Raw genomic sequence first — 14,083 nt, 5'->3', positions numbered from 1 at the left:
ACAGACGCGCGAAACCGTTACTTGCCCGATCGGCTCGTCCGGGGCATTCTCGACAAGGTTGGACTGATCTTCCTCTCGGCGGGTAGTCGCCCGGCGAGGCGTATACGGAGGAGAGGAGCCCATCATGGCCCAGCATGACAAGACGCCCCGGACGATCGACCCGGACGCCTTCGAAGCAGTGCCCGAGGCCGACCGCGCCGAACAGGCCGCACCGGCCTATCCCGACGATGCACCCTACGGCGATATCGATCCCCGGTCGGTGCCCGACGACGTGCCGGTGCCCGACGAGCCGCTGCTGGTCGGTGGCCGCCCCGACGAGTGGCATGCGAACCCGGCCGATATCGCCGAGCAGTCCATCGCGGTCCCGCTGGGGGACGATTACGAAGGCGATTACGGGGACGACGAGTCCTGATCAACCGAGCCCGGGCCGCGGCGGGAACCGCCGCGGCCCGCTCCGGTCAGGACGCCGACTCGGCCAGCAGGTATCTGCGCAGCGCGCCGCGATCGGGTTTCCCCGGTCCAAGCAGCGGGATTTCATCGACGAGGGTGAGTTCGCGCGGCGCGGCCACGGCATCCAGTTCGGCCAGCACATGCTCGCGCAGTTCGTCGAGCGTGGGGGCGGTTCCGGGCACAGGCACCACCGCGAGTGCCACCCGCTGGCCCAGCCTGTCGTCGGGGAGGCCCAGCACCACGCATTCCGATACCGCGGGATGGGTGGCGAGTACGGCCTCCACCACCTGTGGGATCACCAGCAGGCCACCGGTGCTGATCGCTTCGTCCAGCCGGCCCAGGACGCGCAGTACCCCGTCCTGGAAGACTCCCGCGTCGTCGGTGCGGAACCAGCCCGGTTCGGCGAACGCCGGATGATCGGGCATATTGCGATACCCGGCGGCGAGCATCTCGCCGCCGAGCAGGATGCGGTCGTCCTCGATCCGCACCCGGGCCCCGGTCAGCGGGATACCGTCGTAGACGCAGCCGCCGCAGGTCTCGCTCATCCCGTAGGTGCGCACGACATTGATACCGGCATCCCGGGCCCGCTCGTACACCGGCGACGGGGTCGCGGCGCCGCCGATGAGCACCGCGTCCAGTTCGGCCAGCGCGGCGGCCGCGGCGGGTGTCTCCAGGACCTTGATCAACTGGGTCGGCACCAGCGAGGTGTAGCGCCGTTCACCGCGCATACCCGCGATCGCACCCGCCAGCGCCTCGGGCAGGAAACCGCCCGACACATCCACCACCGTCGGCTCGGTCCCGGCCAGCAAGGACCGCAGCAACACCTGTAATCCGGCGATGTGATGAGTGGGCAGGGCGAGCAGCCAGCTACCGGGGCCGCCGAGCCGTTCATGCGTGGCATCACCGCTGGCCCGCAACGCGGCCGCGGTGAGCATGGCGCCTTTCGGGACCCCGGTCGTACCGGAGGTGGTGACCACGAGCGCGATATCGTCGGCGATCGGCTCGCCCGGGGCGAGCGCGTCACCCAGCCGGCGGGCTTCGCGCCGGTCGCTCGCGGGAACCGGCAGCCAGGCCGCCGACCCGCTACCGTCCAGCACCTGCCGCAGGTGCGGCAGTACGTCGCTGACTCCGCTGCCGGTGGGTATGGGCAGAGTACGCAAGGTTTTCGTCACGGCCACGCCTTGTCCCCGGCTCGCCGGAAGGCCGCGATTCGCTCGCTCACGGCAGCGATGGTTTCATGCCCGCCGGGAAGCGGACAGCAGGGGTCGATGCTGCCGGGACAGGGCGCCGGAGCCGGCTGATCGGATTGGGCTGGGCCAGGCATGGGACTGCGATTCACTCGTCGGACGGTACGAAAGCGGTCGCACCGGGCGTCGGTGATCGGGCGGCCATCCGATCGTATCGTCGCCCGGGGGGCCGGGGGTTGGCAACCCGGCAGAAAACTCGCGCCCACCCCGGGTCAGCGGGTGTCGCGCCGGATCGGATGGTCCTCCGGCACCTCGACCAGCACGATCGGCACCCCGTCCGGGTCCTTCACCCACATCTCCATCAGGCCCCACGGCTCGGTCACCGGCGCCCGGTCGATCGCCACCCCTTTGATCGTCAACTCCACCGCCACCGCCGCCACATCACGCACCTGCAACCAGATCGCCCCGGCGAACCCGGCCGGATCGGACTCGGTCGCCCCGTGCCCGGCCACCTCGATCAACGACTGCCCGGCGAAGAAAACCGTGCCGCCCGGGTATTCGCGGTAGATCGCCAGGCCGAGGGCGTCACGGTAGAACGCCAGGGTGGTCGCGTAGTCCCGGGGCCGCAGGATGATTCGGCTGCTGAGGATGTCCATCGCAGGAAAGTCTAGGGGTGTTGAGGCGATGTTGTGTCCGATTTGCGCTGCGTGGGATTACGGGGGGCCGGTGCTGGGAGGCGGTGTGGGCCGGGGCGCGGGGTCGGGGTGTGGTGGCCGCGGGGCTGGGGCGTGTGGTTGGACGGTGATGAGCGCGGGGCCGGGGTGTGGTGGCCGCGGGGCCGGACCGTGAATGCGGAGCCGACCGCGAAGGTGGGTATGTGGGCTCGCTCGTGAAGGTGCTGTGTTTATTTGCGCGCCTCCGGCGCGCGGGGTTGAGGCCCCCTTGGTCTCGCCGTTTCGGCCTCGAGACTTGCGCTTCGCGCGGGCGCTTTCGAGGCCGAAACGGCGAGACGGGCCTCAACCCTTTCAGGTGTCTCGTAAAACTCGACACATGCGGGTTGCGTGAGCATTCGAGGTCCGGGTCGGATGCCGACTCGACCGCCCCGGCCGACCTGGCGTCTGATCGCTTTCACGAACAGCAGCGCTTTCTCGGTGCCGAGTTTTACGAGGCCCACAAAGGGTCTAGGCCCGTCCTGCCCTTGGCCGAAGGTGCTCAATGGCCGCACTCTATGGACGGCCCACCGCACATCGCAAGTCTCGAGGCCTGAACGGCGGGACCTCCGGGGGCCTCGACCCCGCCCCGCCGGAGGCGGGGCCAATGAACTCAGAAATACCAGGGGTAGGGGGTCCAGTCGGGGGCGCGCTTTTCCAGGAAGGAGTCGCGGCCTTCGATCGCCTCGTCGGTCATGTACGCCATCCGCGTCGCTTCTCCGGCGAACAGCTGCTGGCCCACCAGGCCGTCGTCGGCGAGGTTGAAAGCGTATTTGAGCATGCGCTGAGCCTGGGGGGACTTTCCGTTGATGGCCTCGGCCCATTCCAGGGCGACGTTCTCCAGTTCCGCGTGGTCCACCACCTCGTTGACCGCCCCCATGGCGTGCATGTCCTCGGCGGTGTAGGTGCGGCCGAGGAAGAAGATCTCGCGGGCGAATTTCTGGCCGACCAGTTTGGCGAGGTAGGCGCTGCCGTAGCCGCCGTCGAAGCTGCCGACGTCGGCGTCGGTCTGTTTGAAGCGCGCGTGTTCACGGCTGGCGAGGGTGAGGTCGCAGACGACGTGCAGGCTGTGGCCGCCGCCCGCGGCCCAGCCGTTGACCAGGGCGATCACGATCTTGGGCATGAACCGGATGAGTCGCTGGACCTCGAGGATGTGCAGGCGGCCGGCGCGCGCCTTGTCCACGGTGTCGGCGGTGTCGCCGCTGGCGTACTGGTAGCCGCTGCGGCCGCGGATGCGCTGGTCGCCGCCGGAACAGAACGCCCAGCCGCCGTCCTTGGGGCTGGGGCCGTTGCCGGTGAGCAGGACGGCGCCGACATCGGCGGTCGTGCGGGCGTGCTCGAGCACGCTGAAGAGTTCGTCGACCGTGTGCGGGCGGAAGGCGTTGCGCACTTCGGGGCGGTCGAAGGCGATCCGGACGGTGCCCTGTTCGATGTGGCGGTGGTAGGTGATGTCGGTCAGGTTCTCGAACCCGGCCACTTCGCGCCACAGCGTCGGATTGAACGTCATGAGGGTGATTACATCAGGCCCGGCGGGGCCGCCGGCGGGCCGTTGAGTTCACCACATCCGAGCCGAAATGTTTGGACACCGTATAACCGGGGGTTACGGTGCGTATATGAGCGAGCAGACCCAACCGACGATCGACGACAGCGCTGTCGACGAGGATCGGTACGAGCGGCACGGCGGGTTCCCCAAGGTCACCCCGGCCCGGGTGGGCCCGGAATTCGGCGAATTCGTCGAGGCCATGCGCACGCTCCAGGACCTCGCCGTCTCCGCGGACGCTCCCGCCGAGGTGTATGGGGCGGCGCGCGACCAGGTGAACGCGCTGATCGATCTGCTCGGCCCGTACCGGGCCCCGGAGCAGCAGGGTCCGGCCGGCCGGGCCATCGAACTGCCCGGGCGCGGCAGTCTGCTCCTGCTGCCCTGGCGTACGGTCTCGGCCGGACCCGACGGCATCGTGATGCAGGGTGTGTTCCGGCGTTTCCATCTCGGCGGGAATTCCGCCGCGCACGGCGGTGTCCTCCCACTGCTGTTCGACGACCTGTTCGGGATGACCGTGCACTACGCCGGGCGTCCGATCAGCCGGACCGCCTTCCTGCACGTGAACTACCGCAAGGTGACTCCCCTCGATACTCCGCTGACCGTACGCGGCCGGGTCGAGCGCATCGAGGGCCGCAAAACCTTCATCAGCGCCGAACTGGTCGACGAGGAAGGCACCGTGCTGGCCGACAGTGAAGGGCTGATGGTTCAACTACTGCCCTGGCAGCCCTGATCGGGCGTCCCGGCGATACCGCCACAACGGTATCCGGGCCGGGGCCTTCCGCTTCCCGTGTGTGACGAGTCGCCGGGCTGATCTTGCTGGTCGCGCCCGGTGCGACGGGCAGGGTGGGGCCGAAAGGCGCGGGCCCGTAACACTTCCGTGGTTGCGGAGGCCCTATCTCCGTCTGTTGCTTACCCATGCGGGGCGCAAAGTACTCCTGCGGGTGATGCGTATAGTTGCGTTGCCCGTCCATACGAGTACTGATCCGGAGGATCCTTAAATTGGTTGCAGCACTGTCTGAATCACTGCTTGACGAGGCTACGCGCCCGGCCTTCCTCGCCGACGCCGTCCAGGTCCTGGACGCCGAGGTCTCCGATAAGGGTGGTGCGTCGGGTCTGGCCGTGAAGGGTGGGTACGCGGCGGTGAAGAAGATCAGCCCGTCCATCGTGCCCGACGCCCTGGAATCGCTGGCGCCCAAGCTGCTCGAGCAGCTTCAGCCGTACTGGAGCGAGTTCCAGGCCGGTGGCACCGGCACCTTCGGTGAGCTGCTGAGCGCCAAGGGTGACGAGGTCGCCGAGTCCCTGCTGACCGTCACCGATGCGCGCGCCGCGAGCTCCAGCCGCCCGGCCCTGCAGAAGGTGTACAACTCGATGCGTTCCTCGGCCAAGAAGAATGTCATCGAGGCGCTGCCCCGGGTCGGCGACCTGGTGCAGAAGCACGCCGGCTGACCGACGTGTGATACGGCCGCGCGTGCGCGCGGCACCCGGGGGACCTCGACGACGAGGTCCCCGACGGGGGAGTTTCGGGGGGTCTTTCGATATCCGGCCTGCGCGCCGAGCGGCGCGCAGCCGCCGGGGTCGATCGGGATGAGCGAGTGCCCTGCGTGGTCAGGCTCCGCTGCCGCCTCCGGGCCTGGCTCGTTCCTGCCATCCGGGTTCGGCCGTGACTCGGTGGTGTGAGCAGGGCGACGCAGACGCGGCGTGCGTGGTCTGACAGTCTGGAGGCGTGAATCCGTCAACAGCGCAGGCGCGGGTGGTCGTCGACGAACTCGCACGCGGTGGGGTGCGGGAAGTCGTGCTGTGCCCCGGCTCGCGTAACGCTCCGCTGGCGTTCGCTCTCCAGGCCGCCGACGCCGCCGGACGGCTCCGGTTGCATATGCGGGTCGACGAGCGGACCGCCGGATTCCTGGCCATCGGCCTGGCCGTCGCCTCGGGCGCCCCGGTTCCGGTGGTGATGACCTCGGGGACCGCGGTGGCCAATCTGGGGCCCGCCGTATTGGAGGCCAATTACGCTCGGATCCCGCTGATCGTGCTCAGCGCCAACCGGCCGTACGAAATGCTGGGTACCGGCGCCAACCAGACCGTCGAACAGCTCGGTCTGTTCGGCAGCCAGGTCCGCGCGACCATCAGTCTCGGGCTCGCCGAAGCCGAGCCGGCCCCCGATTATCCGACGCAGAACAGCGTCTGGCGCTCCTCGGTGTGCCGGGTGCTCGCCGCCGCGCGCGGGACCCGATCGGGCAATGCCGGACCGGTGCACTTCGATATCCCGCTGCGCGAACCGCTGGTGCCGGATTTACGGGAGGGCGAGAACATCCCGGCCGGGCGCGGCACCGAGCAGCCCTGGACGGCAACGCAGTACGCCACCCTCGATGTCCCGCTCGAAATCGACCTCACCCCCGATACCGTGGTGATCTCCGGGCACGGTGCCGGTCTGCGCACCGAACTGGCGGCATTGCCGACGGTCGCCGAACCCACCGCGCCGGTGCACGGTCCGGCCCTGCACCCGCTGGCCCTGCCGCTGCTGAAGCCCCGTCAGGCGATCATCACCGGCCGGCCGACGCTGCACCGGCAGGTGTCCCGGGTGCTGGCCGATCCCGAGGTCACCGTGTACGCGCTGACCACCGGTCCGCGCTGGCCCGATGTCTCGGGCAATGTGGTCGGTACCGGTACCCGCGCGGTGACGACCGGCACGCCCGATCCGCAGTGGCTGGCCCGGTGCCGCGATCTGGACCAGCGGGCCCGTTCGGTGGTGCGCGAGGAGCTGTCGCGGCATCCGAAACCCACCGGCCTGCATGTGGCCGCGGTGGTGATGGACGCGCTGCGCGAGGGCGATCAACTGCTCTTGGGGGCATCGAATCCGGTGCGCGACGCCGCGCTGGTATCCACACCGCGGCCCGGGGTCCGGGTGCTGTCCAACCGGGGTGTCGCCGGGATCGACGGTACGGTGTCCTCGGCGGTGGGTGCGGCACTGCACCATTCGGGTCGCACGGTTGCGTTGATCGGGGATCTCACCTTCCTGCACGACGCCTCCGGTCTGCTGATCGGGCGCGGGGAACCCCGTCCGGACGATCTGACCATCGTGGTCGCCAACGACGACGGGGGCGGCATCTTCGAACTCCTCGAACAGGGCGATCCGCAGTACGCCGGGGTTTTCGAGCGGGTGTTCGGCACCCCGCACGGAATGGATCTGTCGGCCCTGTGCGCGGCCTACCGGATCCCGCACCGGCAGGTCGGGCTGGACGAACTGGCGACCGAGCTCTCCGGGCCGGCGAACGGGTTCCGCGTGCTCGAGGTGATCACCGATCGTGCCGGGTTGCGTGATCTGCACACTGCGGTCCGCACGAATGTGGGCGCTCGGGCGTAGCGCAGCAGCCGCCGCGGCCGCCGGCGTCCGTAGCTGCTGGTTCCGATCCCGGTTCGGTCGGGTGTGCGCCCGGCCGGTGGCCACCGGGCATCGTTTGCGGCGTGGCCGGTGAATTCCGCCCGCCGGGCTCGTCGGTACAGGTGGATCCACCGACCCTAGGAGCACCGATGCAACCCGAATTCGATCTGTCGCAGGCGGCCGCCGCGCTCGCCGATATCGTCGCCACGATCGGCGACGAGCAACTCGACACCCGTACTCCCGCCGATCTTCCGGTTCGCGCGATCCTGGAACATGTCGGTGGCCTGGCCGAGGCGTTCCGCGCGGCCGCGACCAAGGAGGCAGTCGGCGGATCGGCGGCGCCGCAATTCGATTCCGACGCGGCCTTGGCACCGGATTGGCGCGCCCGCATACCCGCGCAGTTGAAGGCGCTCGCCGAAGCCTGGCAGGAACCCGCGGCCTGGGAAGGCGAGACAGAGGCCGGTGGCGTGACCATGCCCGCGGGGGTCACGGCGCGTGTGGCGCTGGACGAATTGGTCATCCACTCCTGGGATCTGGCGCGGGCCACCGGTCGCGACGTCGAGGTTTCCGATACCGACCTCGCGACGCTGCTGGAGTTCCTGAAGGACACGCCGCCGGAGGGCACGCCCGGACTCTTCGGCCCGGTGGTACCGGTCGGACCCGGAGCTCCGGCTCTGCACCGGGTGCTGGGGCTCACCGGACGCGATCCGTTCTGGATTCCCCGGGCGCGGTGAGGGGCCGCCCGGCGACGATCGGTCGGTCCCCTGCCGGCCCGAACATCCCGGCCGCGGCCGCGCTCGCCGCGGATGCGGCCGCTGTCCGGGCGGCATGGTCGTCGATAGGGTCGCCGCTGGCCAGCAACCGGTAGTAGAGCGGGCCGGAGACGGCGGTGAGGACCGCGCGTGGGTCGGTTCCGGCCGGGACCTCGCCGCGGGCGACCGCGTCGGTGATACACGGCGACCATTCGGCGAGCCGGACGTCGTAGAACCGGCGCAGGGCCACGGCGGTGCTCTCGTCGCAGGTCGCGGCGGCGATCACGGCGCGGAACAGGCGGCCCTGCCGGGGATCGGCGAGGGTTTTCGCGACCAGGCGGGCATTGGCGGTCAGATCGCCGACCAGGGAGCCGGTATCGGCGCGCGGAAGCGACTGTTCGGCCATATCCACCAGGAGATCGGCGATGAGCCCGGTCGGCGTGCGCCAGCGGCGGTACACGGTCGTCTTGCCGACGTCGGCGCGCGCGGCGACCTCGGCGAGGTCGAGCCGGGCAAAACCGTGTTCGGCCAGCAGGTCGCCGGCGACCTGCAGTACCGCGGCGCGGACGCGCGCGGTACGGCCGCCGGGGCGCACCGAGCCGGGGGCGGCCATCTCAGCATTCATAACGGGACTCCAGTTTCATTAATTGCACCAAAGGTGTATGTTCGAACTCGTTAACGAAACCATAGACCCTTTAGGAGTCGAGATGGAATACCGGCGGTTGGGTGCCTCGGGTCTGGTCGTCCCCGCGCTGAGCTTCGGCGCGGGAACCTTCGGCGGACGCGGCGAACTGTTCGGCGCCTGGGGAGACACCGATATCGACCAGGCGCGCCGGCTCGTCGACATCAGCCTCGACGCGGGCGTGACGATGTTCGATACAGCCGATGTCTACTCCGACGGCGCGTCCGAGGAGGTGCTGGGCGCCGCGATCCGCGGCCGGCGCGATCGGCTGCTGCTGTCCACGAAGGCCGGACTGCCCACCGGCCCGGGCCCCTTCGACGCCGGAACGGGTCGTGGACGCCTGATCGCCGCGGTGGAGGCTTCGCTGAAACGGCTCGGTGTGGATCACATCGATCTCTTCCAGCTGCACGCATTCGACGCCCACACGCCGGTCGAGGAGGTATTGCACGCACTCGACGAGCTGGTCCGCGCGGGCAAGATCCGCTATCTGGGCGCCTCCAACTTCGCCGGCTGGCAGCTGATGAAATCGCTGGCCGCCGCCGACCGTCACGGCCTGCCCCGCTATATCGCCCATCAGGTGTACTACTCGCTGGCCGGCCGGGACTACGAATGGGAGCTCATGCCGCTGGGCCTGGCCGAAGGGGTCGGTGCGGTGGTGTGGAGCCCGCTCGGCTGGGGCCGGCTCACCGGCCGGATCCGGCGGGGACAACCGCTACCCGCGGGCAGCAGGCTGCACAAAACGGCCGAGGCGGGCCCGCCGGTGGATACCGAACACCTCTACGACGTGGTCGACGCGCTGGACCAGGTCGCCGCCGAGACCGGCCGATCGGTACCGCAGATCGCGCTGAACTGGCTGCTCACCCGGCCCACCGTCGGCACCGTCATTGTCGGTGCGCGTAACGAGGAACAGTTGCGCCAGAACCTGGGCGCCGTCGGCTGGGAACTCACCGCCGACCAGCTGGCCCGGCTGAACAAGGCCAGCGCGCTCACGCCGCCCTACCCCTATTACCCGTACTACCGCCTGCCCGATTTCGCCCGGCTCAACCCGCCCGCCGCCTGAACCCGGTCGTCAGTACACGTCCCGGACGTAACGCTTCTCGGCAGTGAGCTGCTTCTTGAAGGCCAGCGCGCCGTCCTCGTCGAGTTTGCCGTGGACGCGGGCGATTCGCAGCAGTGCCTCGTCCACATCCGCGGCCATCCGCGCGGCGTCGCCGCAGACATAGAAGTGGGCGCCGTCGCGCAGCCACGACCACAATTCGGCGCCGTGCTCGATCATGCGGTGCTGCACGTAGATCCGTTCCCGCTGATCCCGGGAGAAGGCCAGATCCAACCGGGACAGGTGGCCGGTGCGGAACATGTCCTCCAACTCGGCCCGGTAGTAGAAATTCTGCGCCGCGTGCTGATCGCCGAAGAACAACCAATTGCGTCCCGTCGCTCCCAGCGCGCGCCGTTCGTGCAGGAAACCGCGGAAAGGGGCGATGCCGGTGCCCGGGCCGACCATGATAATCGGGACGGTGGGGTCCAGCGGGGGCCGGAAATGTGGTGCGCGCTGGAGGAATATCGGTACCGCCGCATCCGCGGCCCGGTCGGCGAGGAAGGTCGAGCACACGCCGCCGCGCCGGGCCGCCGAGCCCGCCGCCGCCGGGTCGCCATAGCGCACGACACCCACGGTCAGGTCCACCCGGCCGGGGCTCGTCAACGGACTCGACGAGATCGAATACTGGCGCGGCTGCAGTTTTTTCAGCACGTCCAGCCATTCCACCAGATCGGCCCGGACCGGGAAGTCCCGCAGCACATCCACCAGCTGGCGGTCCCACAGATAGGAGGCCAGTTCGTTACGGTTGTCGCGGCGTAGCAGCTTGGCGAGCCGGTTGCTCGGGTTGTGCCCGGCCACGAACTCCAGCAGATCGCGTGAAACCTTGGTGATGTCGTAGCGAGTGCGCAGGGCCTGCTCCAGTGAGATCTCGGTATCGTCGGCGGGGACGGTGCGCCGGCCGTCCAGACCGGTCGCCGCCAGCCATTCCCCGATCAGTGACGGACAGTTCGTCGAGCGCACCCCGAGCGAATCGCCCACCTCGTACCGGGCGTCCAGCCCGGTCAGGTCGAAGCTGATCCGCCGGACCTCCTTCGCGGCGTCCGGTGTGGTCAGTACCTCGTTCTCCAGCAGGGGCGCGTAGACCGGTGCGGTGCGGGTGAATGTGGTGGGCGCCGCCTGCCGCACCGGTAGTGGTGCGGGAGCGATCCGTTCCAGGACACCGACCGCGGTGGCGCCGCCGGCGGCTTCGTGGGGGGTTCCACCGCCACCGCCGCCACCGCCACCGCCACCGGCAGCGGAATCGGATCCGCGCGGTTCGGACAGCACGGCGATCACCGCGTCCAGCCAGTGCGCGCCCGCCTCTCCGAAATCGGGTTCACAGTCCTGGCGCGGTAGCAGCCGGGTCGCGCCGTGGTCGGCGAACAGGGTGTCGAGTTTGCGGCCGTGACCGCAGAAATCGTCGTAGGAGGAGTCGCCGAGCGCGAACACCGCGTACCGCATACCGGTGAGCCGGACAGCGCTCGCGGCGAGCCGGGTCCAGAAGTCGGCCCCGTTGTCCGGCGGGCCGCCGTCGCCGAAGGTGCTGGTGATGACCAGCACGTCCCCGGTCAGCACCTCGAGCTCGCAGGAGTTCATATCGAGCAGTCGCGGACGGAGCCCGGATTCGGTGAGCCGTGCGGCGGCGGTCGCGGCGAAATCCTCGGCGTTACCGGTCTGGGAGGCCCACAGCACCGTTATGGTCCGGCCCGGCGCCGCCGGTGCGCTGTGCGCCGGATCCACCGGCACTCCGCGCGAGTACATACCGGCCAGCAGTCCGTCCACCCACAGCCGGCTGTGCTCCGACAACGGCGCCGACACGGGCAGGACCGGTTGCCCGGCGACCGGCAGCGACTGCAGCGCGGCGAGATAACCACCCAGGTAGATCCGCTCGGTTTCGCTCAGCGTCGGAGTGCTCGCGGTATCGAGGCCGAGCATCGCCGCCAGGGGATGGACGGTCGCGGGGGATTCCGCTGCGCTGCCCACTGTTCCCGGCCCGTCCGCCCGCTTCATCGGTGCGACCCGGCGCAAGGCGACCGCACAGGCCTTGAATTCCGGTTGCAGCGAATCGGAATCGACCGCGTCGTGGGTCACCGCGTTGATGGTCAGGTATTCGCCCTGTTCGTCGTTCCAGTGGAAGGGCGCGAAGCAGCCGCCCGGCCGCACCCGGTCACCGACCCGGGCGGGCAGTACCGCGCGCCCGCGCCGCGAGGTGATCTCCAGTTCATCCCCCGGCTCCAGTCCGAGGCCGCGGGCGTCGTCGGGATGGACCTCCACGAACGGTTGGCCGTTGAGCTTGTTGAGTTTGCCGACGCGGCCGGTCTTGGTCATCGAATGCCATTGATGCTGTAACCGGCCGGTATTGAGCAGGAACGGGTAATCGTCGTCGGGCATTTCGGCGGGCGGCATATGCGGGCGTGGCCAGAAGACGGCGCGCCGGCTCGGCGTGGCGAACGCCAGCCGGGGCTCGTGGCCTCCGGCGTCGGTGTAGCGCGGCCCGCTCGTACCGTCGTTCAGGTAGCGAATGGGGTTGCGGCGCCGGGCCGGGTCGGGGCACGGCCACTGCATCGGGCCTTCCCGCAGGGTGTCGTAACTCATCCCGCTCAGGTCGTAGCCGGTGGCCGGATTGGCGAAACGGCGCAGTTCGTCGAACACCTCGGCACTCGACGCGTATTCGAAGCCGGGGAATCCCATGGCGGTGGCCACCTGCGCGATCAACTGCCAGTCCGGCCGGGCCGCGCCGGCCGGTGGCACCGAACTCCGCAGCAGGGTGACATTGCGCTCCGAATTCACCATCACCGCGTCCGACTCGGCCCACAGTGTGGCCGGCAGCATGATATCGGCGTAGGTATTGGTTGCGGTTTCGGTGTAGGCGTCCTGCGTGATCACCAGTTCCGCCGCTTCCAGGCCGGCGATCACCGTCTTCCGGTTCGCCACGGTCGCCACCGGGTTGGTGCAGATGATCCAGGCCGCCTTGATGGTGCCCGCGGCGAGCTCGCGGAACATCTCGATGGTGCCGGGTCCCGCCTGGGTGCGTAGTGTTCCCGGGGGCAACTCCCAGGCGTCCTCGACGAAGGCGCGGTCGGCGGGGTTCAGCAGACTCCGCTGCCCGGGTAGGCCGGGACCCATGTAGCCCATCTCGCGGCCGCCCATGGCATTCGGCTGTCCGGTGAGCGAGAACGGACCGCTACCCGGACGGCAGATGGCGCCCGTGGCCAGGTGCAAATTACACAGTGCGTTGGTATTCCAGGTGCCGTGGGTCGATTGGTTGAGCCCCATGGTCCACAGGCTCATCCATTCCCCGGCCTCACCGATCCAGCGCGCGGCGGTACGGATATCCGCCTCGGCCAGACCGGTCAGCTCCGACACTTTCTCCGGTGGGTATCCGGCGAGGAACTCGGGCATGGCATCCCAGCCCTCGGTGTGCTCGGCGATGAATTCCGCATCGATATCCCCGGCTTCGACCAGCAGATACAGCAGACCGTTGAGCAGGGCCAGATCCGTGCCGGGGGCGATCTGCAGGAACAGATCGGCGCGGGTGGCGGTATCGGTGCGCCGCGGATCCACCACGATCAATTTCGCACCCGCTTTGAGCCGGTCCGCCATGCGCAGGAAAAGGATGGGATGGCAGTCGGCCATATTCGCGCCGATTACGAAGAAGAGGTCGGCGTGTTCGAAATCGTCGTAGGAACCCGGCGGCCCGTCGGCGCCCAGCGACTGTTTGTAGCCGGTGCCCGCACTGGCCATACACAGCCGGGAGTTCGCCTCCAGATGGATCGTGCGCAGGTGACCTTTGGCGAGTTTCGTGGCCAGATACTGGGCCTCCAGCGACATCTGCCCGGAGACGTAGAGCGCAATGGCGTCGGGGCCGTGCTCGGCCAGAATCCGGCGCAACCGCGCCGCGGTCTCGCGGACCGCCTCGTCCACCTCGACCGGCTGCGGCGCCACGCCGCGTTCGGGCCGCAGATAGGCGGTCGACATCCGGCCCGGCGCCCGCATCAACTCCAGGTGGGTCGCACCCTTGGTGCACAACCGTCCGGCATTCGCCGGATGCAGTTTGTCACCGCTGACCTCGGCGATCACCGGCGCGCCGGTACCGTCCACCGAGGTGGTGACCTCGATGCCGCAGCCGACCCCGCAGTAGGAGCACGCCGTTCGGGTCGTGTCCGGCCGCCGTTTATTGCTCACCTCGGACATGCATCCGATCGTCCCCGCGGCCGATTTCCTCGGGTTTGCCCGGTGTTATCGGCGGATGACATTCCACTTCACCGGCGGAAATCACAGCTGTGAGGTAGATGAACCCGCCCGAGA

11 protein-coding genes are annotated in these 14,083 nt (G+C 69.2%); 6 read left to right on the top strand and 5 right to left on the bottom strand.

From position 1 onward, the window contains the following. Window positions 1–124: 124 nt before the first annotated feature. Window positions 125–412 carry an Rv3202a family protein gene (locus tag ON38_RS22580; protein ID WP_039826925.1) on the top strand — a complete coding sequence of 96 codons (288 nt, stop codon included), beginning with the start codon at window positions 125–127 and terminating at the stop codon, window positions 410–412. Window positions 413–458: 46 nt separating this feature from the next. Here the strand turns inward: ON38_RS22580 and menE are convergent, their stop codons facing one another. The 3 genes from menE to ON38_RS22565 form a co-directional block, all read right to left on the bottom strand. Further along, entirely contained in the window at window positions 459–1,622 is a 1,164-nt protein-coding gene (menE, locus tag ON38_RS22575; RefSeq protein ID WP_039826958.1) for an o-succinylbenzoate--CoA ligase, read from the bottom strand. Window positions 1,623–1,909: 287 nt separating this feature from the next. Beyond that, window positions 1,910–2,293 (bottom strand): VOC family protein, encoded by a 384-nt coding sequence (locus ON38_RS22570; protein ID WP_039826924.1) that lies wholly within the window; start codon window positions 2,291–2,293, stop codon window positions 1,910–1,912. 667 nt (window positions 2,294–2,960) lie between these two features. Continuing rightward, a complete protein-coding gene (locus tag ON38_RS22565) occupies window positions 2,961–3,854 on the bottom strand; it encodes a 1,4-dihydroxy-2-naphthoyl-CoA synthase (RefSeq protein ID WP_039826922.1) in 894 nt (297 codons plus the stop codon). Between the two features lie 106 nt (window positions 3,855–3,960). Here ON38_RS22565 and ON38_RS22560 point away from each other — a divergent pair, with 106 nt between their 5' ends. From ON38_RS22560 to ON38_RS22545, 4 genes are all read left to right on the top strand, one after another. Beyond that, window positions 3,961–4,617, top strand: a complete 657-nt coding sequence (locus ON38_RS22560; protein ID WP_051165065.1) for a PaaI family thioesterase — start codon at window positions 3,961–3,963, stop codon at window positions 4,615–4,617. 269 nt (window positions 4,618–4,886) lie between these two features. Next, window positions 4,887–5,333: a DUF6918 family protein gene (locus ON38_RS22555; protein WP_039826921.1), complete on the top strand. Its 447-nt coding sequence runs from the start codon at window positions 4,887–4,889 to the stop codon at window positions 5,331–5,333. Between the two features lie 277 nt (window positions 5,334–5,610). Next, window positions 5,611–7,248 (top strand): 2-succinyl-5-enolpyruvyl-6-hydroxy-3-cyclohexene-1-carboxylic-acid synthase, encoded by a 1,638-nt coding sequence (gene menD, locus ON38_RS22550; RefSeq protein ID WP_039826920.1) that lies wholly within the window; start codon window positions 5,611–5,613, stop codon window positions 7,246–7,248. A 167-nt stretch (window positions 7,249–7,415) separates the two neighbouring features. Then, a complete protein-coding gene (locus tag ON38_RS22545) occupies window positions 7,416–8,000 on the top strand; it encodes a TIGR03086 family metal-binding protein (RefSeq protein ID WP_039826919.1) in 585 nt (194 codons plus the stop codon). Here ON38_RS22545 and ON38_RS22540 read toward each other — a convergent pair. Next, on the bottom strand, window positions 7,960–8,643 hold the full coding sequence (locus ON38_RS22540) for a TetR/AcrR family transcriptional regulator (protein ID WP_083873019.1): 684 nt from the start codon (window positions 8,641–8,643) through the stop codon (window positions 7,960–7,962). The genes ON38_RS22545 and ON38_RS22540 overlap by 41 nt on opposite strands. A gap of 82 nt (window positions 8,644–8,725) precedes the next feature. Between ON38_RS22540 and ON38_RS22535 the strand changes: the two genes are divergently transcribed. Next, complete coding sequence (locus ON38_RS22535) at window positions 8,726–9,760, top strand: aldo/keto reductase (protein WP_039826918.1); 1,035 nt, start codon at window positions 8,726–8,728, stop codon at window positions 9,758–9,760. A gap of 9 nt (window positions 9,761–9,769) precedes the next feature. Here ON38_RS22535 and ON38_RS22530 read toward each other — a convergent pair whose 3' ends face one another. After that, on the bottom strand, window positions 9,770–13,969 hold the full coding sequence (locus tag ON38_RS22530) for a bifunctional nitrate reductase/sulfite reductase flavoprotein subunit alpha (protein ID WP_039826917.1): 4,200 nt from the start codon (window positions 13,967–13,969) through the stop codon (window positions 9,770–9,772). Window positions 13,970–14,083: the final 114 nt, after the last annotated feature.

Source organism: Nocardia testacea NBRC 100365 (genome assembly GCF_000308775.1).
Lineage (GTDB): Bacteria > Actinomycetota > Actinomycetes > Mycobacteriales > Mycobacteriaceae > Nocardia > Nocardia testacea.
This window is presented reverse-complemented; position numbering and strand designations above follow the sequence as displayed.

Excerpts from the sequence above, each read along its gene's own strand:
- ON38_RS22580 (WP_039826925.1), top strand. The coding sequence starts at position 125 with ATGGCCCAGCATGACAAGACGCCCCGGACGATCGACCCGGACGCCTTC.
- ON38_RS22570 (WP_039826924.1), bottom strand. The coding sequence starts at position 2,293 with ATGGACATCCTCAGCAGCCGAATCATCCTGCGGCCCCGGGACTACGCG.
- ON38_RS22565 (WP_039826922.1), bottom strand. The coding sequence starts at position 3,854 with ATGACGTTCAATCCGACGCTGTGGCGCGAAGTGGCCGGGTTCGAGAAC.
- ON38_RS22560 (WP_051165065.1), top strand. The coding sequence starts at position 3,961 with ATGAGCGAGCAGACCCAACCGACGATCGACGACAGCGCTGTCGACGAG.
- ON38_RS22545 (WP_039826919.1), top strand. The coding sequence starts at position 7,416 with ATGCAACCCGAATTCGATCTGTCGCAGGCGGCCGCCGCGCTCGCCGAT.
- ON38_RS22540 (WP_083873019.1), bottom strand. The coding sequence starts at position 8,643 with ATGAATGCTGAGATGGCCGCCCCCGGCTCGGTGCGCCCCGGCGGCCGT.
- ON38_RS22535 (WP_039826918.1), top strand. The coding sequence starts at position 8,726 with ATGGAATACCGGCGGTTGGGTGCCTCGGGTCTGGTCGTCCCCGCGCTG.
- ON38_RS22530 (WP_039826917.1), bottom strand. The coding sequence starts at position 13,969 with ATGTCCGAGGTGAGCAATAAACGGCGGCCGGACACGACCCGAACGGCG.